We start from the raw sequence: 22953 nt of genomic DNA, 5'->3' as shown, positions 1-22953 counted from the left end.
ATATCTCACTGTTTACATTATTATTGTAAATTCAAAACTTTTTTTATATCCGTCTCAATGCTTTTTGGCTTATCAGTTGGACCAAATCGAGCTACTACTTCTCCTTCTCGATTAACTAAGAATTTTGTAAAATTCCATTTAATATTATTACCCAAAAATCCTTTCGAATGCGTTTTTAAATAATCATAAAGAGGGTGTGCTTCTTTACCATTTACCTTGATAATTTCATGCATAGGAAATGTAACGCCATACGTTAAACGGCAAGCTTCAGCGGCATCCAGTGCTGAAGACATTTCTTGCTTAAATTGATTAGAAGGAAAACCTAGCACTTCTAACCCCATATCCCGATAAGAAGTATACAATTGCTCTAATTCTTGAAATTGTGGAGCTAAACCACATTTTGTTGCAGTATTGACAATTAATAAAGCCTTGCCTTTGTATTTTTCTAAACTATATTCTGAACCATCTTCTAATGTTACATTGATATCATAAATACTCATCTTTCACCCTCCATGTTATTTAATCGAGTTAATAATCCATTTAAATTTTGTAACTGTGCTCTTAAATCACCGTCTATTACTGTCAAAGCATCACAATGCGCCATTTTCTCCACTAACTTTTCTGTAATTAACGATTCGGTTACTCTTGCCTTCTCAGTTAAAGAAATAATCACAGCACGTTTATCCATAGACGATGTTTCTTTCGTCACCCATCCTTTATCAACAAGCTTATTTAATATTGGATTTAAGGTGCCTATGCCCAAACTCAATTTTTCGCTAATTTGTTTAACTACTAGACTATCTTGTTCCCATAAAGCAAGTAGCACCAAATACTGCGGGTATGTCAAACCAAATGGCTCCAGCACTTGCCGATATAACTTTGTAAATTGGTTAGCTGCCTTGTATACAGCAAAACACAGTTGATCTTCAAGTAAAAATGCTTTAATTTCTTATCCACCTCACAATACATCGTATACGATATATTCTTATTTTATATCGTATACGATGTATATGTCAATTTATTGAACTGTTTAACAATTGGACATTCCGATAATGGTGGAAATGCTAACTAAAAAAGACCGTTAGAACGGTCTTCAATACTGTAGGGAATGCATTAAATTTAAAGTATGGCTTATAATTTTCTTAAGTTTATGCGTGCTTGGTTTCAAGTTCCTCATCACCTCCTTCTTGCTGGCTCTTTTAGCTCATCCTTTGAAAGAGATGTAGGGTTTCTTATCACCATGGATGTTTCTTCTAATAAGCGGTTTTTCAATCGGCTCGGCTATATAGCCCACTTCATACTTGAGCTATGATAGTCTCACTGGACTTGAATAACGTACTAACTCCCCTCCATCCATTTTATAAACCTCATCGCAAAGTAAGGCAATATCTTCAGGGTTATGGCTTGCTAAAAGGATGGTTATGTCCTGCTTTCTAAAGTTCAGAATCATGTCTCGCATTTCCGCTACACCCGATTGATCTAATCCATTCATCGGTTCATCCAATAATAGTAATTTGGGATTTTCCATAATTGCCTGTGCAATCCCTAACCTTTGTCGCATGCCTAATGAATACTTCCGTACCGGTCCTTTATCATTATAATCCAACCCAACTAACGTCAAAACGTTTTTGATATCTTGATCACTGATTTTATTCTGAATTGAGGCGAGTATCTTTAAGTTTTGAAAACCTGAATATTGGGTTAGAAATCCAGGCGTATCTAATAATGCACCAAAAGATTTCGGAAAATTACCTTTGCCGATAATGTCATTAAACACTTTTACAGTGCCGCTACTCGGAACAAAAAGTCCAGCAATTGTCTTAAATAATAAACTTTTACCTGAACCATTTCTGCCGACAATCCCATAAATTCCGGGTTTATCAATGACTAATGTTATATTTTTCAGCAACTGACGACCCTTTATCTTTTTATGTAAATTGTGTATTTCGAGTATGGTCATAAATACAACCTCCTTTTACCCAACTATTTTTTCTCTCAATTTAATAAAAAGGCCATAAAGCACACTATAGGACAACACGATACATAGCACGATTATAGTATTAAACCACGCAAAGGATATTCCCTGTAATTCCCTCAAGCCGAGCAAAAAATAAGTTAGCGGTAAAAACTTTAGAATAGGCGGAAATAAATAGCCAACAGCAACCGAAGAAATCATACTAATAATAACGAGAAACATTGCGAAGACTGCATTATTGATAATAAATAGAAAAATAGTGTGGATAATGAGTAATAACAATCCTGTTAAAATAAATAGGATAAAATGGCTCAATAGCACTTGCCATCCATCCGAATTGTGGAACAACGATAATGGTATTTCATTGTGACCCTCTATATTATTATTAATGAAGTAAACGAATATTGCTGTTACCATATACCCGATTCCAACATATCCAATCAAACTGATGCCTATCGCAATAAATATGCTATGAAAACAATCACGATAGCTTTTCATTCTTAGAATAAGATACGTTGGATGGTTAGTCAGCTCCCGAACTATACATGAACTCAGTAATAAGAGAACAGGAATAATAATTAATAACCAACGTAATATATCGAATTGGATATTTAATGGCATATAAAACATAAAGACAATTTGATTGGTATAGCCATTCGGTATGAGATCAGCGTATGAAGTACAAACAAGCATGCTATTCAGTACAAAAATGGCAACGATACCTAGGACATACTTTATTTTAAAGAAAGAACATGTATAATAAGTAACCAGTTTTTTCAACATTATTTTCTCTCTCCAATGTACATATCTTTTTTATCGATCATGTAATATCCAATGAAATAAAGTAGCAACATTAACACAATCCAATACAAGAGAATGGTATAGGGAACTGCACTTATTGCAGATTTAGAGCTAGTATATTGAAAAATATTAATATGATCATAAAATAAATAGGAAGATATCGGCGTTATTTTTGACAAAAATACACCTATATTCAACATGTTGACGAACAAAACAACTAAACAAGCTGATAATATCCGCCCTGTAAATACATAGCTTATGTAAAAAAGCATCCCGAAAAACAATAAAAACAACCATAAAAGTATAACTGACAATGTTGTTAAGAAGATAGGTGTGCTATTTCTTAATAGCTCTGTATGATGTTTATAGTAATGAACACTATAATTACTCCATTGATTTTTAAAATCTAAGACAAATACAGCTTCCAGTATCATGATGGCGACAATCATTAGGCAGTAATATGAAGCTAACTTTGCCACTCGTAAAAGGTTTGCATGATACCATTGCCGTTTTGTCGAAAATCTAAATAACAAATAGTTTTGCATATTCCCTAATGAAAAGTATGAAATAAGCATCATTGTAAATGCAGGCATGATAACATAAAAAAGAGGATGAAACTCCGTAAGATGAAGTAATAAATCAAAGATATTGCCTTCGACTATTTTTGTTGATAGCAATAAATTGTAGAAATATAGCATCAACACAATATAAACGAAAATAATACCTTTCTTCGGTGTATATAGCTTTAGTTGTGTTTTACTCTTTAAAGCGTTCTTCAACCTTTGCTGTCCCTCCTATAAAAAATAGTGTTATCCCCACTACAACAAGCACTATGCCATATAGAAAAGTTTGTCCAATGTTAGATTTGTCAATGATATCCACATCAAATAATGCCATCGCATTTAATGCAGGGTGAATCTTCGCCAATACTGTCACTGATACAATTAAATACATAAATGGTATAAATAACGCAATATATTGATTTTGAATTACCGCAGATATTCCTAAACCTAGCGTTGCAAATATCATCCCACTACAAAACATAATTCCAATCATTATTATCATCATAAGGATTGGAGAGTTTACACCGATACCTTGAAAAAAGTATACAGGATCTAATCTTCGCTCAGGTCTTAACATTGGTACATTTAATAGAAGCTTTAAAACCATTAAAAAAGTAAAAGCAATAGCAGGGCCAATTGCAACAGCTACCCCTCCGGCAAGTGCATTGACCGCTAAACGAATTGTCATATAGCGGCTTTTTTTCATACGGTATTGTATATAATGGTGGAATCCTGTTTGAATATCTGTTCGATAAGAATTCGCAAATGGCATACATGCAATAATTGGAAATACAATGACAATATATGATGCAGTACCAGCATTACAGCCTTGTAAAAAGGTGTACACAATTGAAATCACCCCGCTATTAATCCATATTAATGCTTCCAGCATACCGATAAACACTAGTAAAATAGAGATTGCTATTGTGATAAGTCCCATTTTGGATAACAATGCTCTTTTAAACTCTTGCCTAATATACATAATCATGTTTTACACCTCAACCTTCACCATTTCCAACCAATGGATTGAATGACCAAAAATTGAGTATCTTATATCTTATTAGATTAATTAGGTGTCCATGTTCCTGCAGTATCAACTGATTCAAATGTTCCAATAGAAGTAGAAATATTTAAGTGAACTTTTTCCCCTATTAATGAACTGGCATTTCCTAAGTAATCCATTGGAACGGTTGTACGCTCTGCATACATTTCTTTTGTCGTAAAATTCCTAGTCCCCTTTTCAACCCATGATACCAATTTGCCCCTCTGAATATACGTTACTAAATTGTAAGCACTGCCCGTCGTTTCTTTAACAGCATCGGTAGTCTCTAAATCACTTATAATTTGAACTTTTCCTGAATACCCATGATATGTAGGGGATGCATTTGCAAATGAACCAAATCCTATAGTCAACAAACTAACAGCTACAATACTTGCAAAAAGTTGGTACTTCTTCATTTTTCATTCCTCCAAATTGTAATTTGTTTCACTATTTTCGGTCATTCAATTATCTTAATTTTATTAGTATTCTGTTTATTTTGTAAAGTGAATTTTGTTAAAATAAATACATTTAATAGATTTAAAGATACCATTTGCTTTAAAGTTGATATATTTTCGTTTTATACAAAAAAACAGCTACTAATATTTAAATTAAGTAGCTGATCTTCGTTTACTCGCTTTATTTCTATACTGCTTAGCTAGTTTTACCATAGCCAATATCTAGCTCCCTGTGTAACAATAAATCTGTCCAGCCAAGTTTCAAAGTTCATAGGTAACCTTTGAATGTCTCCTTCATGAACAAAGATAAGATAATTATCTTCCCCATTAGCAACTTTTTGAGAATCAACGAACATATAATCACCATATCCTCTATAATTACCCATCATAAACCAATTTTTATCATAGGCACTTTGATAGTATATATTGGTCTCATATTCATGGATATAATTTAATATCTGGCTTAAATTAAATATTTCAAAGAAATCATAACCAAGACCATTATCATTAAATAATTTCGCTCCATTACTATGTTTTAAAAATAAGCACAATTCTTTCGGTAAAACATGTTGAGTTTTTAAAGTGAATTCCTGTAGTTCATGATTTGATATTGGACAATTCCAATCACAGGTTACCTTTAAAATTTCTCCATTTTCCCTTTGTATGATAATGCTGTTCTCTTTATCTAACCTTTTATTTAATGCTGTTAAGATTAATTCAATCGACATATTATCTTCACCTAATTTCTAATAGTTTACCCACCAAGGAGACAGAAATAATGAGAATAATTGTAATATAATTACTATATCGACAAAATACTATAAAAACCCAGTACCTTTTGTATACGGAACTGGGTTTTCTCTGTTGTTTCAATATGTTTAGCGTTTAATCTCAAATTCTTGTGGACCAGCATAGGGTGGAGCAATGTAATATTCATAGAAAAAGATGACTGGATTTCCTTGTTCATTAATATAGAAGTTTTTTGACGTATATTCGTCTATTCCACCATCTCCCTTTGAAGAATAATACTCTTGATAGTACGACCAAAGATTTTCATCGGTCTTCGCACGTTCCTTCACTTGACGCTCTATTTCTGGATCTACTATTTTTTCGTAATCTTTTCCTAGTAAATCTTCTAGCGTTAGTTCCTTTCCTGTTGTTAAATCAATATTATAAAAATACTTTGTATCAAATGTTAATCCATTTGTAGTTTCTGTTTCATTAATGATAAATGACAAGATTTTTGCATTTGAGCTTTTTACTTCATAATCAAATTTGTATGTGCTAGGTGTATATTCATTAATATCTCTTGCATCCTCTCCCTCTCCAAGGAAGTTTTTCTTAAATTCCGCTGAGTCCTGTTTTGCTTTTGCTGCAAGGCTCTCAATTTTTTCCTTAATCATCGTATTAATCTGATTTTCTAATGATGGATTCCCTATATCAGAGAATTGAGGAATTTTAATATGTGCATCAATCGAATCTGTCTTTTCTATATATTCATCAATCGTAATCACTTTTACTACTGCTCCTAATACAGGAACCTTTGACATTGCCAGAGCAAAAGTCGGACTTAGATTTACAAAGAACATGAATAGTAGACAGGCCGTTAAAGGAATCACGATAAACTTCATTTTAAAAAACGTTAAAAAATCTTTCTTCTTGGGCATCGTTTCATTTTCAGCCATTGTTAATACTTTTTTTCGTATCCTTTCCTTATTTATTAAGTTTTCTTCTATAACACGTTTTAATACCTTTCGTTCATGCTGCTTCATATCGCCTCAACCGTCCTTCCCAAACTTTTTTCGTATTTCATGAGTGGTGCGGTAAATATAATTTTTTATCGTGGATTGATTTAAATGTAGTAATTGAGCAATTTCAGGAATTGATAGTTCAGCATAATAAAATAAGTAAAATACCTTTTGCACTTTTTGAGGTTTTGTTTGCAAAAAGCTCCAAATGTCAGATAATAATTCTTTGTTTTCTATTGCAATCTCTATCTCATTTTCATATTGCTCTATGTCCGTATCTGCATGATTATATTCTTCATCTTCTTTATTTATATCAAACAACGGTATGATACGCTTTACCTTTTCTTTTAAAGAATAATGTTGGTAGATTTTAGATTTAGCGATTCGTATAACATAAGCCTCTGGGTTCTTAAGATAATCAATGCCCTTGTCCTTTAGTATTCGATACAGCGCTATATAAGTTTCTTGTATTATATCCGGGATAACACTCGTATGATTGCATTTGCTAATGACATACACTACACATTGATGATAGGTTTTGTCATAAATTTCGTTAAATTTGTCTTCGATTCTTTGAGTATTCAAAGGCTCACCTCCCGTTAAACGTTACTAGGGAATGCAATATACGAATGTTGAATAACATTGTTATTATGTCATGGTTTTATGGACTACATTCGTTTCCTTTGCACAATCAATTGCCGAAATAGGGATCGACTTTTTCACTTTTTAGCGATAATAGTTCTGATACTGTTACAAATTCATATCCTTCTTTTTTTAATGCCATTAATATTTCTGGTAAGGCTTCAGCTGTTGCTGTATGAATATCATGCATTAACACTACTGATTTATTTGCGATGTTATTTAAAATTTCGTTTTTTATAGCTGCTGGGTTGCGACTTTTCCAATCTAACGAGTCGACAGACCACATAATTGTAGTATAATTTTCTGACGCTGTATAATTTAGAATGTCTTGGTTGTATATCCCGTATGGAGGTCGAAATAAGGTTGGAGTTACACCTGTTGCCGCTTCAATAATTTTGTTTGTTTTATTGATTTCTTCTGTCATTTCATTGTGCGTCAATTTCTTTAAATTTGGATGACTAAATGTGTGATTTGCTATTTCGTGACCTTCAGCAACGACTTGTGCCGCAATATTTGGATACATCTCAACTCTGCTTCCCAACATAAAGAATGTTGCCTTTGCTTCATGCTGCGCTAATGTTTGTAAAACGCGTGGTGTAACTTTGACACTCGGGCCATCATCAAATGTAAGTGCTATATATTTTCCGTCAGGATTCAATGCAACTGTTTCATTCTCTAATTCTTCTTCCTCTTTTTCTGTCCCATCTTCCTCTATTACATCCTCACTATCATCGTTTTCTTCAAATCTTGCCTTATCACTTGCAAGATTTTCAGCTTGCCCATGCTCTTCCACTTGCCCACCTAAAAAGTAGTATCCCGCACCTAGCATGGTAGTAAAGAACAAAATGACCGCTACAAATCTTGTCCATCTAATTCTTTTCCTTGCTTTCATTCCAATACACCTTTCTTTGCTATTTTTTCTTTCTTAATATAGAAGAGAATCAGAGAGTTGAAAAAGTTTCAATGAAACTAAAAAAATTTTAATTATTTTGTAGGACAATAAAAAAGCATGAAAGTCTTGATAAATATCACGTGTTCATCATGCGCAGTGGATGCGACTTTACAGTTCGGTGTGTGATAGTGTTGGTAGTACACGGCATTAATAGCTGACAGGCGTATAGTGGAAGAAGGGAAAATTAGCAGTAATGTAGAATATAAAAATGAATACATAGCCGATAGGTTTGCGATAGAGAACGGGTATTAAGTTCGCTCAAGGGGAGTGAATGACTTTATCGAGTTGTTCCCTTGAACCGAAGTAAAAGGAGTGAATATATGTATGAAAGAACCTTCTGAACTGCTTATTGACATGCTGGGCCATCCATATAGCCCCAAAAATGTTCAAGCTTTGCTACAATCATTCAATGTCAAGCGAATGCCTTCTCCGAATAGCTATTTCAACGACGATATTATCTGGTCTGTAAAAGCATCGATCCGCATTGATCTTTATCGTGCATCAAAACTAAATGATTTGACTGGACTCAATTATACCAATCAAGATGAATGGATTATTGGTGCTATACACTTTCTTGCTCCCGGATCGGATGACCGAATTAAAACGCCGTTTCCTGGAAAGCTTCCTAAGGGCATCTCGATGTGTTCCACACCAGATGAGTCAATACAGGGATATGGCCCACCTGAAATGGATGAACAATGTGCTTGGCCTGGGTTCTCCGGTCGAATTTTGGCATGGCGCAAGCCGACCATAAATATCGCTATTGAATATGTGGACAGGGAAATGAATAGCGTGATGAGAAGCTATACGGCTTGTTTAATTGGCTGCATTGGCGCATGGCGAGACGATAATCCAGAGGTCTTTTCTCCCTGATGGACAGTCAACTACACCGTGCTACGGATGGTAGTTCGTTCGCTCTCAAATAAATGGCACTCTTTATCAAACTTTAAGCGCATGTTTTGAAAAAAGATTTCAAAACATGCGCTTTACATTTGTTCTTGTATCAAGGTTGATATGGTTATGAAAACCTTCATTAATCCTTATGTCACGATTGAATTTTATCTTGCAAAGAATTGTCGATGATAAAAAAAGACACCGAGGTGTCTTTTGTATTTTCAAGGCTTATGGACAATTTGAAAGTTAATCATAATAATGAAATGCAAAACCGTCTTCTGGTTCGCCCACTTCATATCCCAATAATTTTGTAGCACGTTTCTTAAATAATGTAATCCATTCATTCCATTCTTCTGATGGTAATTGAGCATAAAATTGTAGTCCACTTGATTCAATACTTACTTCTATCAATTTACCATCTGAACCATACCACTGTGGACAGCCGTTTACAAAGTGGTTCCAGTTAGGCATTTCCCGATATAAACGCTCCAACTTATCCCAAACTTCTTGTGGTGCAGAATAATGAATATTCAAATTCATATTGTATATTTCCATATATTCTCCTTTAAATTTAGATTTATAAGTTGATTTGCGATTCTTTCAAATTATTGTTTTACTGTGGATCAACTGTGATAAAAACACTTTTTACTCCGTTTTCCGTATATAAAAACTCCATTTGTAAACACATATCTGCCAGTTTTGAATTTGAAGTTAAATCATAATCAACAGCAAATCCACTGTTATCATTGAATTCATAAAAGTTAATTTGTGCATATTCGTATTGGGGATGGAAATTACATGGAGCTCCATATTCATCAAATGAATCCAATCCATTTAAGTTTAATGTTTCGTGGACATAATAGAATAACTCACCAATATCATCCACTTTAGATTCATCCACATAATTTAATATTTTTTCATATTCTTTACTATGCATTACTTTTAATATATTGGTAATAACAGTTATGGCATATTGTTTATCTTCACTTTTCATATTGAACCCCCAATTCTATTTTTCTTTCCATTCAACTGTATAATATCATACATTTTTGAGAAAATTTTTTTGAACTAACGGAGCAAGATAGATTCATAAGAACATGAATACCGATGTAATGCCATTTGGGTTTGCCTTAGCGAGTGCTTTAGTTGTATAAGACTATAATCAAATTTCATAAAATCTTATACTTAGTTAAAAATATTAACTCCATTTTGACAAATCTCTTTGCAAAATGGAGTATTTTCGGTTTTGCGTCATCACTCTTTATTCAACGCGCCCTATATGATTAATCAATAGCTTTTCCACCTGTGCTTTTAGAGCTTGATTTGCATAACGGAGTACTACATCATTCCCTGCAGTGGCAACTTGCACATCACTAAAATATTCATCTACTGGTTGCCAACCTACTACTCGTATACGTTTTTGTGCAAGTTCTCGTTTGAGATTAAAATATTCTTGTCTTAGCTCCTTTAGTAATGAATCCATCATTGGAAGAAATACTGTTTTCATTTTAAACTGCTCTAATTTACAATAATCAACCTGTAATGATTTAACTGCTAGCTCTAGCAAAAGATACTTATGAAGTAACTGTCTTTCGTCGGCTTTAATCATAGTAATCAGCATCCAGTTGGGCTGATTGAATATTTGGGATGGGGATACTCTCCGTTTTAAGTAGTGTTTCAAGTATGAGTTCATTCGTATTCATCGATTTAACTATACCAGTCCATTGTGTGATTGTATGGTCTTTCCACACTTCTACCGTAACGGTCAACTGCTGATTAAAAGCTTGATCAATTGTTTTTTGTAGTTCTTCCAGTTCCCATTCAGTCAATTCTCTTGGCTGTTCCATATACTCTTCTTTATACTTTCTGAGAAGCTCTAAATGTTCTGGCAACATCATCGATGCCCATTTAATCGTCCCTCTATCTTTTATCATTCCAATCACTCCTATGCCAAATGACCACCCACTAAGCGATCTCGTTTAATAGCTGTACCAGCTTTTGTATAAGAAACGGCTCTTAATATTGAGGTAGCTCCAAACCTATTACGTATGGCATCCATTGTAGGACCGATTATCTGACGTTGCGGTTTGCGTTCATCAAATAAATCCAATTGAATGCTATGCTCTTTCTCTAGGTTAGATATTCTGACTGATAATTGTCGTGCTGGCTCTCCAGCAAAATGTTCATCCAGTAATTCAATACAAGCTTTATACATCACAAGCGTTTCACTTGTCGGCACTGCAATAGTTTTAGAACGATGAAACCCTTTGGTCATGGCATTATGACTATACGAAAGACCTAAGCTGATTGTACGGCCAACAAACCCTGCATCACGTGTGCGTTTCATTACGTCTTCGCACATTTCTAGAAGCACTACCGCAATATCTTTTCGTGTGTGATAATCTTTCATCAGCATTTGACCCTTACCAAAACTTAATGCTCCGTTTGTTATTAACGGCTCCCCTAATTTGGATAAATCTATGCCCCATGCATGGTAATAGAGTTGATTACCCATTATCCCAAAGCGCTTTTCTAATTCTGCTAAATCTGCATTAGCCAAACCACCAACTGTTTGTATTCCCATAGCATTTAGATTTGCTTCCATGCGTTTTCCTATGCCCCACATTTCAGCTAAAGGTCGAACAGGCCACAGTTTCTTTGGAATATCCTCATACGTCCATTTAGCAAAACCTGTTTTCTTTGCTTCAAGGTCTAAAGCTAATTTGGCGATTAACATATTGGGTCCCATACCTACTGCACTAGGTATACTAAATTGGTCAAGAATAGCCTTTTGTATTTCCTTGGCCGTCTCTTCGGGTGAACCCCAAAGCTTTTCCGTGCCAGTTAAATCAACAAAACTTTCATCTACACTATACACATGTATCGCATCAACAGGTACGTAATTAGCGATCAATTTTGTAATCGTCATCGACATTTGAATAAAGAAACTCATTTTAGGCTCAAACAATCTAATGTCAGGATGCTTTGGTATCTCATAACGTCTACTGCCAGTTTTGATTTTATATTTCTCTTTCATTAAGGGAGATGCAGCAAGCACTACGCTACCTGGTTGGTCAAAATTTGCTACTACTGCAACTGGCGTTTTTAAAACATCTAGCCCATGTAACATCGCCACGATACTGGCGTAAAAACATTTCATATCGATACATATAATAGGTCTATTGGGCATCGCCTTATAGTTCACACGACATCACGCTCTTGTGTTATAACTGGAATAATTGCAAGAACATTGCTGATAATAAAAGTACGCTTTGCTTGTCGTGTGAAGCAATATGCAGAAAAGCAGTCATTTACAACTTTTATGATTTTCACTTGCCTTTTTGTGATTTCACCGCATTTGGATACATACATCATATGAACTGACTGATTACGTTGCATTGCTTTTATTAACTGTTCTTTCATCCAACATCCTTCTCCTCTCATCCGCAACAAGAACATTTGTTTGTATTTATATTTTACGCACGTACGTTCCTTTTTACAACTGGGAATTTAAAGAAATATTAAAAGTACCAGGCACTATTTGGGTGCCTGACACTTTATGAAGTTGCCTTATTTACTTCTGACAAACAATAGTTTAAACCACTGATTAACTAAAAACGGCATAAACGATAAGCTATAAATAAAGCCTAATTGGGCGCCACTTAATGCGGCCACTTCGAATATACCCGTAAATGATGGAACAAATAATACGACATGTAAAGCAACAAAACCGATTAAAAATGCTAACCAAGTATATTTATTCGAAAATACACCAATGGCAAAAATTGATTGCTTCGATCTGGAATTAAAGCCATGAATTAATCTCGACAAACATAAAGTAGTAAACGCCATCGTACTAGCTGTTAAAGTATCTCCTGTTGACAATCCGATTTCAAAAGCAACAGCCGTAGCAATCGCAATTAATAAACCTTCCAGTATAACTTGCGTCGTAAAAGCTTTATTTAACAATGGTGTGCGAATATCTCTTGGCTTGTCCTTCATGGTGTTTTTATTATTTGGTTCCAGTCCAATGGCAATGGCCGGCAAACTATCGGTAAGTAGGTTAATAAATAATAGATGAACAGGTGCAAATGGAACGGGTAAACCTAATATAGTAGCATATAAAACGACAAAAATAGCCCCTGCATTTCCAGATAACAAAAATAAAATCGCATTTTTAATATTCGTATAGATGCTTCTACCATTCGAGATTGCTTTGACAATCGTTGAAAAATTATCATCTGTTAATATCATAGATGATGCATCTTTCGCTACTTCAGTACCAGTTATTCCCATAGCTACACCGATATCAGCTTGTTTTAAAGCGGGGCCATCATTGACACCATCACCGGTCATCGCAACGACATTACCCTTTTCCTGCCAGGCTTTCACAATACGAATTTTTTGTTCCGGTGTTACGCGAGCATAAACTGAAACATCTTGAACTTTTTCTTGCAGTTCGCGATCGGTTAAACCTTCAATTTCAGCTCCTTCAATCGCTTCGGATGGGTCCTGTAAAATCCCGATTTGTTTGGCTATGGCAGTGGCAGTTATTTTATGGTCACCTGTAATCATTACAGGTTTAATACCTGCTTTAATACAGCTTTCAACCGCTGCCTTCGATTCCTTTCTAGGTGGGTCCATCATTGCTATTAATCCAACAAAAATTAAATCTCTTTCATCAAATACGGTAATTGGACGGCCTTCTCTTACTTCCTTATATGCAATGGCTAATACTCTTAAACCATTCATTGAAAAATCTCGATTCACTTCTTCGATTTTTTTTCGATGTTCTTGCGTCAGATTAACTAGACCTTGCGACGTATTCATTTTTGACATTTTGAATAGCAGAACGTCTAGTGCTCCCTTAGTAATCATAATATTTTGCTGATTAATCCGATTAACCGTACTCATAAGCTTCCGATCTGAATCAAAAGGGAGCTCTGCCACCCTTGGACAATGGTCTCTAACAAGTAATTCATCAAAATCATACTGCTTCCCTAATTTCACAAGGGCAATTTCAGTAGGATCACCGATTTCCTTATGATCTCTTTCCAATGCATCATTACATAATAGCGCCTTTAAAATCAAATCTTTCTCAATTGCATTTTTCATATATAGTTGATCGTGTGGAATCACTTTCTGATTAACGTATACATGTTGGACAACCATTTTGTTTTCAGTTAACGTTCCTGTTTTATCTGAACAAATAACCGAAACGCTTCCCAGACTTTCAACAGCAAAAAGCTTTCGTATTATAGCATTTTCCTTTGCCATTTTTTGTGTCCCAAAAGCCAAGACAATTGTGACAATGGAACTTAATGCCTCTGGTATGGCGGCAACAGCCAACGAAACGGCAAACATAAATGATTCTACTAATTCACGGCCTCGAACTAGATCAATCGTGAAGATAACAACACAAATCATCGTGATGCCTAAAGCTAATTTTTCTCCAAATTGATCTAGACTTACTTGTAGCGGCGTTTTCTTTTCTTTTGCAGTATCAAGTAAATTGGCGATTTTCCCAATTTCCGTGTCCATTCCGATAGCTGTCACAATAACAACGCCTCGTCCATTCGTGACAAAGCTTCCAGTGAAGACCATATTTTTCTTATCCGCAATGGTTACATCTTCCTTAATCGAATCGGCACTTTTTGCGACAGCTAATGATTCACCTGTCAACGAACTTTCATTAATATGAAGATTATGGCTTTCTAGTAATCTTCCATCAGCATTTATATAATCTCCAGCTTCCAAATACAACAGATCTCCCACAACGATATCTTCAGAAGGAATTTCTATTATCTGATTATTACGCATTACTTTCGCTATGGGCGAAGACAGTGCTTTCAAATTACCTAAAGATTTTTCTGCCTTTACATGTTGAACAGTGCCCAGAACTGCATTTAAAATAATAACAATCAAAATAACAATCGTACTTTCTACTTCACCTAATAGAAATGAAATAAAAGCCGCTACCATTAAAATAATCACTAATAAATCTTTAAACTGGCCGAAAAAAACGGCAAGTGTACTTACCTTTTTACTTTCCTCTAAAACATTATACCCGTAAACCTCTTGCCTCTTTTGAACGTCATAATCACTCAATCCCTGATTGGTCACATTCAGTTTATTCATGACTTCAACGGACGACTGCTGATGATACTGTGTCATTTGATTCTCCTTCCAGTGTAAATTATTAATAATAGTTGTGTTATTCAACATAGAGCGGACTATTGCAATAGAAGGAAAACAACTTTATCTTTATTGCACAGTCTTTTAGCTATCAAAATGTCGTTTCGATCACTTGGCCCCTTTTGACTTGTATTTTTTCTATTACAAGCCGTGATTTCTGTTACATAATATTAAAAAATATGTGCTCTTTTGCTTTCGACTCCATATCCCTAATAGTAGAACTATAACAATCTATTCCGTACCCTAATCCAGTATGATAATAATTGATAGAGAGATTAAATTTTTTATACGACAAAGCTAACTTATGAAGTTTACAAAATAACAAGCCCCTCTCGACGTTCAACATCAAGAGGGGCTATGGGTAAATAACTTATCATAAATATGTAGAAAGCCAATTACTCCTAGGCTATTAAAAGAAGAAGACATCACGTACCACTATTGATTTCAAAAGATTTATAATACATAAATATCACAATTATTTATTATTCTATGGTATACTGCTTTCAGTAGCACCATCAAAGGGCACAAACCAATTCGAAGCTGTAGGGTATTTTATACGATACAGCTTTTTTTATTTTAGATTTACTCGATTCCCATTTTACAATATAATGGTTTAACTAGAAAATATTAAATACATACTTATTTAAATCGCTTTCCAAAATGAAAAATTCCAAATCATTAAAACAAGCTCGCAAAATGACAAGGGAGAGAATCCAATGAATGTAGAAAAAATCTTTGAAAGCTTCCCACTATTACGTTCTAGCAACCTACAATTTAAAAAAATAGAAGAAAGCCACTTAGACATGTTATTCGCTATCTACGATAATGAAAAAGTATTTGAGTATTGCGGCATTATCCCGAAGCACAATATTCAGACTGTCCAAAAAATGATTGGTCATTTTGAACGTGACTTCATGAAAAGAAGTAGAGTGAAATGGGGGATTTTTTATAAAGATCAACCAGATTCTTTAGTCGGTATAATCGAAGCGATGGATTTTAACCAAAAAGTAAATATGGCAACAATTGGCTACTATTTGGCAGAGAACTATTGGAATAAGGGCATTGCAACGGAATCTGTACAAACCATTTGTAAATTTTTATTTGATGAAGCGAACATTAATAGAATTCAAGCAGAGGTTATGCCGATGAACGATGCGTCAAAAAAAGTGCTTTTAAAAAGTGGCTTTATGAAAGAAGGTTTATTAAGACAAGCTACTTTCTGGTCTGGTAAAGGTATTGTTGATTTGGAAATTTACAGCATTTTGCACGAAGAGTACAATAAATAAATTGAAAAGGCACACTAAACAGGACTATTCTATTTAGCGTGCTTTTATTTGTTTATCTTCATACATGTTTGTGGCGTTAAACGGTTCCATAAACCGAATCTACAATCGTTTAATATCTGCTCGTCATCACCTACTATTAGTAGTTTAACAAGTCAGGCTTTGTAATCAACAAGAGTATCACATAAGCTTACCGACATTTGCAAAAGCTATTGATTTCTGATGCATGTAAATCAATCTTTTCTGTATCTTTCAAAGCGTTTCTAAACGCTAAAAACCCCAATATTAGCATTGTTATACTTAGAGGAGCAAATAAGAGGAAAAACACCTCTTTGCTGACTTTATTTAGCTTTTTAAATAACTGGTATTTTACAAATTTAACCAAAAGTAGCCACATGCATATAAATGAACGTGGCTTTTCTTGTATAGCAGAACCTTATTTTAGTTAATAAATGTAGAAATCTTTCCACTATATGTAGCTAAATAACCCTTTCCCGCTGGCACAGCTCCTTGTAATCTTAGATTTCCTTTATATAAATATCCATCAATCCATTTTTCGTAAGGATACAATGTTGGTATAGAGCTATTAAATGTATAATACACTTGATGCGATGCATCTGCATAAAGATAAAAACCTCGTGGATTAATATCAGATTTAGTGATTGTCTCTGATATTATTTCTCCATCTTCATATTCTTTATTGATGTCAAAACCAAGAGGTAGTTCTGTTACTGGTTCTGCTATTGGTGTAACCTCAACATCATTAAAGCTTGTTTCCTCGGCAGCTAAAGAGATTCCTGAAAATGCAAGAATTCCAAATACTAATGTAAACGCGCACAACAAAATACTTAGTCTCTTCATTTCCTTCATCATCTCCTTTATATTATAAATCATTTTGATTATAACTAATAGCCTCATTATTATCAATATTTTTATAATTCTGACTACTATTAATAATTTACTATTGGCAAGTGTTATATTTCTTGAAATAAAAAAGTCCAGGCTCAATATTAATTGAGTACCTAGGCTTTTAATAACGGTTATTTACCCAATGACAAGATTACATGTTTAGATTACTACTGTGTTCCGAACAAATACTAAACAATACTACTGACCAAACTAAACAGCCTTGTCTGTAACCATTTTTAATGAATTCTTTTCTTTGCATTATATATTTTCTTCAATCAATAAAAGCACTCTTGTTTTGAGTGCTTTTATTGATTGAATGTTTAATTATACTTAATTAAACAAAATCTTTTCATAAATCAAATCTACAATCATTCAATCTTTTCAAGCATTTTTATAGCTTCAGCTCTGAGATAGTTCAATAAGATAAAAGGATTTTCATGTAAAAACAACTAATCTAACACGCCTGTTGTAAGTTCAGATAATTGCTTTAGTTGCTCCAAATTAGCAAGCAGCGCCTTATTGGATTTATTCCCTCTTTTATAATCTCCAGTCATCGGAGTTTCTTCTGCTATCAAGCAATGATTAATAAACTCTTCAACTAATATTTTTTTATCTTGCACATTATCACCTACTATTATTTCATTCAGACATTTTAAATTAACAATAGTATCAAAAAAGCTTATCGACATTAGCGAATGAAGAAAAACAAACTACTTCTTTTTCATTCTATTTTTTAGTCGTCTTTTAATTTCTGATGCATGTAAATCTATATCTTCTTTATCTTTCAAAGTGTTTTTAAGCACCAAAATTCCAAAGATTAGCATTGCTATACTTAAAGGCATGTATAAGAGTAAAAACACCTCTTTGCTTACTTTATTAGTAAAGAATAAAATTAGTAAAAGGAGAGTTATTGCAGTAATAAAACTTACATATTTATTATATTTGCAAGACATACAATGCACCCTTTCTACCCTTTAAATTAATTGATATTTCAGTTATTATATTCTAGTATATAAATTAGGTAGTTCTACATATTACATTTATTAGTTACTTCAACAGATATTAGCATAAAAGGGGTGGATTTTGTGAAAAATAAAACGGTTTTTTATATTTTTTTAACATTATTCATCATTTTTTGTTTAGGGATACTATCATTCTATAGTCTTAGCAATGAATAGCAACGTTTATCTATCATCATTTGTATCCAAGCAAACAGCCTAGTCTGTAACCCTTGTTAATGCAATAAAAGTACTCAAAAGGATGTATCTTTGTTTAGAGTACTTTTATTGATTATCTTAATAGATATTTAAAATCTTTCCATAAATCAAAGCTACAATCTTAAGATTTCAATTCTTGCGATTTCCAATATGCTTCATATAGCATATCGTGTAGAAATTCCTCGTGCTCTCGCTCATCATCTAGACCTCTCTGTTCTAATTTCATCCCTAACCACACCGTATTATCTTTTCTAAATTTAGGATCACCAACACCATCTATAATACAGAAAAAGTGAAAAAAGGTTGAAAGCATCCGATCGCGAACAATCTTTTCAATGCCACAAATACTATAAAAATCAAATTCATTTGCTTTTAACGCTTTGACTTCTTCAACACTTAATTTAAGCTCATCCTCTATGCCTATTATCGCGTTTTCTGGATTTCGTAGGCTATCACCCATTTTAGAGTATTCTTCAATTAAATCATGAACCTCCATTAGTAAACACATTTGACTATCCATCTATATCACCACCTTTAAGTTAATTTAGAAAAAAGACCCTCATATATTTATCGCTGAGCCATTTCCTTAATGGTAGCTTATTTACTTACGCCATACAGTTTAAAAAGTTCACCTGATTCATATTGTTCAAGAACTATGCTTGCCTCAAAACTGGTCATATTCTGTTCCATCCCTGCAATCTTTTCAAGCATTTTTACAGCATCAGCTCTACGATAATTCAATACAATTGCATAAATACTGCAAACATATAAGACAAAAGGATTTTCATGTAAAAACAACTCATCTAACACGTCTGTTGCAAGTTCAGATGATTGCTTTAGTTGCTCCAAAATAGCTAGCAACGCCTTATTTGATTTATTTCCTCTTTTATAATCTCCAGTCATCGGCGTTTCTTCTGCTATCAAGCAATGATTAATAAACTCTTCAACTAATATTTTTTTATCTTGCACATTATCACCTCATATTATTATCGTAGTCTATCCATAATTTTTATACCATAATCGTATTGATAATCCCAACTCTTTCCGGCTAACCAATCCCTTACTCGTTTACCTTCTGAATATGGCCGGATAGAATTATAGTATCCTGTAATTCTTTGATGATGTTGTATATCTATGGATACGATATTACGAGTATTGTGAATAGATGTTTTACTAGAGCCAGACTTTGCAATTTGTGATTGTTCAACAATATGATGCCATTGTCTATTTGTACCAGCATTCCCTAAAAATTTTCTTAAAGAGTCAAAACTATTAAAGCCTCTATGAGATAAGTTTTTAATTGGTATTCCAAGAACATATCTTGCAGTTGTTCGAATTGCAACTCCTCCAACAACATACACAAAAACCGGTAATACAGAAGCATTTAATTCAGTTGTATCAATATTGTAAACTTCACCTGTTTCGATGTCTTGTAAACTTGCTTTAAATACATCGTCATTGTTTTCATGAACAACTGCCGCGAGTTTTTTATGAATCTCTTCACCTTTTTCGTCTATAAAGGTACTAGTTAAGATAATAGTATCGCTTTCTGGATACATATCTAACTCAAATCCAGCATCGAAATCAGTTGTATTCAAATTAAGAGTTACAATAATTTGTCCATTTTTAAGGATTTCAATGCCTAAGTCCAAAGATTCAATATCTTCAAGTGTTTCCTTTCCATATAAATTTGTAATTTCTTTTTCTATCTCTTTCCTTATTTCCTTTTCTGCTTCTTTAATTTCTGTATCAATATCATTTTGAAACTGTTTTTCATCATTATTTTCGTTAGAAAGCTTATTTATAGGAATAATCGTACTTGCACCCGCATGCGGGATAGTTACACCGAAAATTAAAAAAATAACCATTAATATAGAGATAATCTTTTTCATAAATAATCTCCTTTCGTTATTAATTATCTTCTATAACCCCATATCCATATTCACGATCAAAACCTTCTTCACCTAAATCTTTTGCTTGCTGCTTTAACAGTGCCACTATTGATTCCTTACTTAACGATTTTTTTGTGCAGCCATTAGACTGGAAATATATTTAGTAGCCTTTGCAGTTGCAAAGGACGTCCCAGTAAATTTTCTATAATATCCATCTTTGTCTATAGCTACGACGTCTTCTCCCACAAAGGCAAAATCAATTTTTCCTTTTCCTGTTGAACTAAGTCTTCTCAATTCTTTATCTGTCGCAGTAATAGATATCACTTCATCATATTTTGCTGGATAATCAACACTAAAACCGAAAGTGTTACCAGCCGCTGCTATAATAAGAATTCCATTTGCAACGGCTTTACCAATAACAGTTTTGACAGCTAAATTTTCCGTTTGATATCCAAAGCTGATATTGATAATATCTACTTTTTGCTCAATACACCATTCTAGGGCTTTAACTAAGTCATCTGCCTTCCCCTTACCGTCCTTGTTCAAAACTTTTACATCAATCAAGTCTATCTCACTATTTTCAATAATATTGGCAATTGGAGTTCCATGACTCATTTCATCAATAGTCGGCGATGTCGGGTCGATAGCATTAAATTCATCAACAATACCACTTTCCAAAAATTCTTCATTAATGCCACTATCTAAAATTGCCACCTTAAACTTTTCCTTTTGGACTTCCTGATTTTCTGATACAACATGATGAGTAAACACTAAGATAATGATTAAGGTAGCAAATACAAAAAAAGAAACTTTTTCATATAAACCTCCTTTAATACATTTAATAGATTTGTCTTTCTCGACAATTATATATTAATTGAATATTAAAAAAATTTGAATGCACTTAATACATATTTACTCTTAAAATTCATTTTTTCGACATTTTTTTCAGTTCGAATACGAGAATTTCTTAAATATTCGACATTAAATTTGATGGTTCTATTAAAAGGGAATTTAACAAGAGAGTTCAGAGAGCCTAAGAAAAGCAACATCTTGATGAAGTTTTTACGCAAAATACTGATTTCGCTATTTCTGCCTAGTTCCTCCCCCCAAAGTAGAACATGCATTCCCCCTCTTTTATTTCTTTATCGTGAATATTTTGTATTGCATAATAAAGTTGGTGCGAGTGGATAATTTAAAACTATAAATATTAATGTCGGATAATCTGTAGTTGTTATCTATCAATTAAATTAGACACCAACAAAAAAAGATTGTAGATGCTCCCCAAGATTAGGAGCATCTACAATCAAACTACCTCTATTAACCTACTTCTATTTAATACTTTTAGCAGCTTGTTGTATAAGCGCAACTACCATCGTATCCATTTGTGCGAAACGATCGTCTTTCGTTTGTCCGTTGACATAACGATAATAAATTTGTTGGCAAATGACCGCTAATTTAAAATAAGCAAACGTGATATAATAGTCGATTGATGAGACATCTCGACCACTTTTCTCCGCATAGCGCGCGATAAATTCCTCTCTTGAATAAAATCCAGGATGAACCGTAATCGGTGGCTCCCCTAGTGCATACAACAACATTTTTGGATCATCTGCATGCATCCAATAACTCATCGCAACACCGAGATCTGCTAACGGATCACCTACTGTTGTCATTTCCCAATCAAAAAGCCCAATCATTTCTGAGTAATCTTGTGAAAACATCGCATTGTTGAACTTATAGTCATAGTGAATAATTGTCGCTTCATTATTTGTCGGTATATTAGCCTTTAACCAAGCCGTTAGCGCTGTTACTTCTGAAAGCTCAGCTGTTTTTGCTTTGTCGTAACGCTCGACCCAGCTATGCACTTGGCGTTCCATAAATCCTTCAGGCTTGACCATGTCCTTTAAAGCCGTTTCCTTATATGGAATGGCATGGAGCGCTACAAGTGATTCCACCATTTTTTCAGACAATTGATGTGCGAGTGCTACTGTCGATTCTGTCCCAGATGGGAAACATGTGTCCAACACGACACCTTTTTTTCGTTCCATTAAGAAAAAGTCACTGCCGATAATGCTAGCGTCATCTACATATATATATGGTTTTGGTACAACGGCTAAAAACGGATGAAGCGCCGATAAAATGGTAAATTCACGCTTCATATCATGCGCTTTTTTTGCCACTGGCCCTAGAGGTGGTCTGCGAAGTACAATTTCAAAATCCGCTATTTTTAAACAGTAAGTTAAATTAGAATGACCCGCACTAAATTGAGAAATTTCTAGTTTCCCTTCTGGTAAGTCTGGGAAATGTCGCTTTAAAAAAGCATGTAATTGCTCTGCATCGATTCGTTCACTTGCCCTTACTTGCATCGTATCCATAGGAACCCCC

The 22953-nt window shown here is 34.0% G+C and carries 27 protein-coding genes; 2 read left to right on the top strand and 25 right to left on the bottom strand.

The window, feature by feature from the left end; genetic code table 11:
* Positions 1-20: 20 nt before the first annotated feature.
* From MHH88_RS10060 to MHH88_RS10010, 11 genes are all read right to left on the bottom strand, one after another.
* The gene (locus MHH88_RS10060; protein ID WP_339262770.1) at positions 21-500 is read right to left on the bottom strand and encodes a glutathione peroxidase; all 480 of its coding nucleotides are present in this window, start codon (positions 498-500) and stop codon (positions 21-23) included.
* Positions 497-865 carry a MarR family transcriptional regulator gene (locus tag MHH88_RS10055; RefSeq protein ID WP_339262768.1) on the bottom strand — a complete coding sequence of 123 codons (369 nt, stop codon included), beginning with the start codon at positions 863-865 and terminating at the stop codon, positions 497-499. Before MHH88_RS10055 ends, MHH88_RS10060 begins: the two co-directional genes overlap by 4 nt.
* Positions 866-1306: 441 nt before the next feature.
* Entirely contained in the window at positions 1307-1960 is a 654-nt protein-coding gene (locus MHH88_RS10050) for an ABC transporter ATP-binding protein (protein ID WP_069512723.1), read from the bottom strand.
* A gap of 15 nt (positions 1961-1975) precedes the next feature.
* A complete protein-coding gene (locus tag MHH88_RS10045) occupies positions 1976-2758 on the bottom strand; it encodes a hypothetical protein (RefSeq protein WP_339262767.1) in 783 nt (260 codons plus the stop codon).
* Positions 2758-3555: a hypothetical protein gene (locus MHH88_RS10040; protein ID WP_069512725.1), complete on the bottom strand. Its 798-nt coding sequence runs from the start codon at positions 3553-3555 to the stop codon at positions 2758-2760. Before MHH88_RS10040 ends, MHH88_RS10045 begins: the two co-directional genes overlap by 1 nt.
* Entirely contained in the window at positions 3533-4327 is a 795-nt protein-coding gene (locus MHH88_RS10035) for a hypothetical protein (RefSeq protein WP_339262764.1), read from the bottom strand. Before MHH88_RS10035 ends, MHH88_RS10040 begins: the two co-directional genes overlap by 23 nt.
* 77 nt (positions 4328-4404) lie before the next feature.
* Positions 4405-4797: a hypothetical protein gene (locus MHH88_RS10030; RefSeq protein ID WP_339262763.1), complete on the bottom strand. Its 393-nt coding sequence runs from the start codon at positions 4795-4797 to the stop codon at positions 4405-4407.
* A gap of 245 nt (positions 4798-5042) precedes the next feature.
* Positions 5043-5564, bottom strand: a complete 522-nt coding sequence (locus MHH88_RS10025; RefSeq protein WP_339262762.1) for an SMI1/KNR4 family protein — start codon at positions 5562-5564, stop codon at positions 5043-5045.
* A 150-nt stretch (positions 5565-5714) separates the two neighbouring features.
* Complete coding sequence (locus MHH88_RS10020; protein ID WP_339262760.1) at positions 5715-6608, bottom strand: DUF3298 and DUF4163 domain-containing protein; 894 nt, start codon at positions 6606-6608, stop codon at positions 5715-5717.
* Between the two features lie 6 nt (positions 6609-6614).
* Positions 6615-7169 (bottom strand): RNA polymerase sigma factor, encoded by a 555-nt coding sequence (locus MHH88_RS10015; protein ID WP_339262759.1) that lies wholly within the window; start codon positions 7167-7169, stop codon positions 6615-6617.
* Between the two features lie 106 nt (positions 7170-7275).
* Positions 7276-8118: a polysaccharide deacetylase family protein gene (locus MHH88_RS10010; RefSeq protein WP_339262758.1), complete on the bottom strand. Its 843-nt coding sequence runs from the start codon at positions 8116-8118 to the stop codon at positions 7276-7278.
* A 384-nt stretch (positions 8119-8502) separates the two neighbouring features.
* On the opposite strand from MHH88_RS10010, the gene MHH88_RS10005 reads away from it, so the two are divergent.
* Positions 8503-9051, top strand: coding sequence for a hypothetical protein (locus MHH88_RS10005; protein WP_339262757.1), 549 nt, complete (start codon positions 8503-8505; stop codon positions 9049-9051).
* Between the two features lie 267 nt (positions 9052-9318).
* On the opposite strand, the gene MHH88_RS10000 is transcribed toward MHH88_RS10005, so the two are convergent.
* The 7 genes from MHH88_RS10000 to MHH88_RS09970 form a co-directional block, all read right to left on the bottom strand.
* Positions 9319-9612 (bottom strand): hypothetical protein, encoded by a 294-nt coding sequence (locus MHH88_RS10000; protein ID WP_256093201.1) that lies wholly within the window; start codon positions 9610-9612, stop codon positions 9319-9321.
* Between the two features lie 73 nt (positions 9613-9685).
* On the bottom strand, positions 9686-10066 hold the full coding sequence (locus MHH88_RS09995; RefSeq protein WP_069512736.1) for a hypothetical protein: 381 nt from the start codon (positions 10064-10066) through the stop codon (positions 9686-9688).
* Between the two features lie 267 nt (positions 10067-10333).
* On the bottom strand, positions 10334-10681 hold the full coding sequence (locus MHH88_RS09990; protein ID WP_339262755.1) for an aconitate hydratase: 348 nt from the start codon (positions 10679-10681) through the stop codon (positions 10334-10336).
* Positions 10674-11006: a YolD-like family protein gene (locus MHH88_RS09985; protein ID WP_339262754.1), complete on the bottom strand. Its 333-nt coding sequence runs from the start codon at positions 11004-11006 to the stop codon at positions 10674-10676. Before MHH88_RS09985 ends, MHH88_RS09990 begins: the two co-directional genes overlap by 8 nt.
* An 11-nt stretch (positions 11007-11017) precedes the next feature.
* The gene (locus tag MHH88_RS09980) at positions 11018-12277 is read right to left on the bottom strand and encodes a UV damage repair protein UvrX (protein WP_103976701.1); all 1260 of its coding nucleotides are present in this window, start codon (positions 12275-12277) and stop codon (positions 11018-11020) included.
* Positions 12274-12495 carry a transcriptional regulator gene (locus MHH88_RS09975; protein ID WP_339262752.1) on the bottom strand — a complete coding sequence of 74 codons (222 nt, stop codon included), beginning with the start codon at positions 12493-12495 and terminating at the stop codon, positions 12274-12276. Before MHH88_RS09975 ends, MHH88_RS09980 begins: the two co-directional genes overlap by 4 nt.
* Before the next feature lie 147 nt (positions 12496-12642).
* Positions 12643-15246: a cation-translocating P-type ATPase gene (locus MHH88_RS09970; RefSeq protein ID WP_339262751.1), complete on the bottom strand. Its 2604-nt coding sequence runs from the start codon at positions 15244-15246 to the stop codon at positions 12643-12645.
* A 737-nt stretch (positions 15247-15983) separates the two neighbouring features.
* Between MHH88_RS09970 and MHH88_RS09965 the strand changes: the two genes are divergently transcribed.
* Complete coding sequence (locus MHH88_RS09965) at positions 15984-16553, top strand: GNAT family protein (RefSeq protein ID WP_339262749.1); 570 nt, start codon at positions 15984-15986, stop codon at positions 16551-16553.
* A gap of 438 nt (positions 16554-16991) precedes the next feature.
* Here the strand turns inward: MHH88_RS09965 and MHH88_RS09960 are convergent, their stop codons facing one another.
* The 7 genes from MHH88_RS09960 to MHH88_RS09930 all read right to left on the bottom strand — a co-directional run bounded on the left by MHH88_RS09960 (position 16992) and on the right by MHH88_RS09930 (position 22943).
* Entirely contained in the window at positions 16992-17411 is a 420-nt protein-coding gene (locus MHH88_RS09960; protein WP_339262747.1) for a hypothetical protein, read from the bottom strand.
* A 497-nt stretch (positions 17412-17908) separates the two neighbouring features.
* Positions 17909-18079 (bottom strand): hypothetical protein, encoded by a 171-nt coding sequence (locus MHH88_RS09955; protein WP_339262746.1) that lies wholly within the window; start codon positions 18077-18079, stop codon positions 17909-17911.
* Between the two features lie 718 nt (positions 18080-18797).
* A complete protein-coding gene (locus tag MHH88_RS09950) occupies positions 18798-19196 on the bottom strand; it encodes a hypothetical protein (RefSeq protein WP_339262744.1) in 399 nt (132 codons plus the stop codon).
* Between the two features lie 77 nt (positions 19197-19273).
* Complete coding sequence (locus MHH88_RS09945) at positions 19274-19645, bottom strand: hypothetical protein (RefSeq protein ID WP_024361884.1); 372 nt, start codon at positions 19643-19645, stop codon at positions 19274-19276.
* Between the two features lie 17 nt (positions 19646-19662).
* On the bottom strand, positions 19663-20568 hold the full coding sequence (locus MHH88_RS09940; protein ID WP_339262742.1) for an SAR2788 family putative toxin: 906 nt from the start codon (positions 20566-20568) through the stop codon (positions 19663-19665).
* A gap of 120 nt (positions 20569-20688) precedes the next feature.
* The gene (locus MHH88_RS09935; RefSeq protein ID WP_339262741.1) at positions 20689-21282 is read right to left on the bottom strand and encodes a S8 family serine peptidase; all 594 of its coding nucleotides are present in this window, start codon (positions 21280-21282) and stop codon (positions 20689-20691) included.
* 614 nt (positions 21283-21896) lie between these two features.
* Positions 21897-22943, bottom strand: a complete 1047-nt coding sequence (locus MHH88_RS09930; protein ID WP_339262739.1) for a phosphotransferase family protein — start codon at positions 22941-22943, stop codon at positions 21897-21899.
* Positions 22944-22953 lie beyond the last annotated feature (10 nt).

This window comes from Lysinibacillus sp. FSL K6-3209, assembly GCF_037976175.1.
GTDB classification, from domain to species: domain Bacteria; phylum Bacillota; class Bacilli; order Bacillales_A; family Planococcaceae; genus Lysinibacillus; species Lysinibacillus sphaericus_D.
The sequence above is the reverse complement of the archived record's forward strand: the minus strand, read 5'-3'. Positions and strand labels throughout refer to the sequence as shown.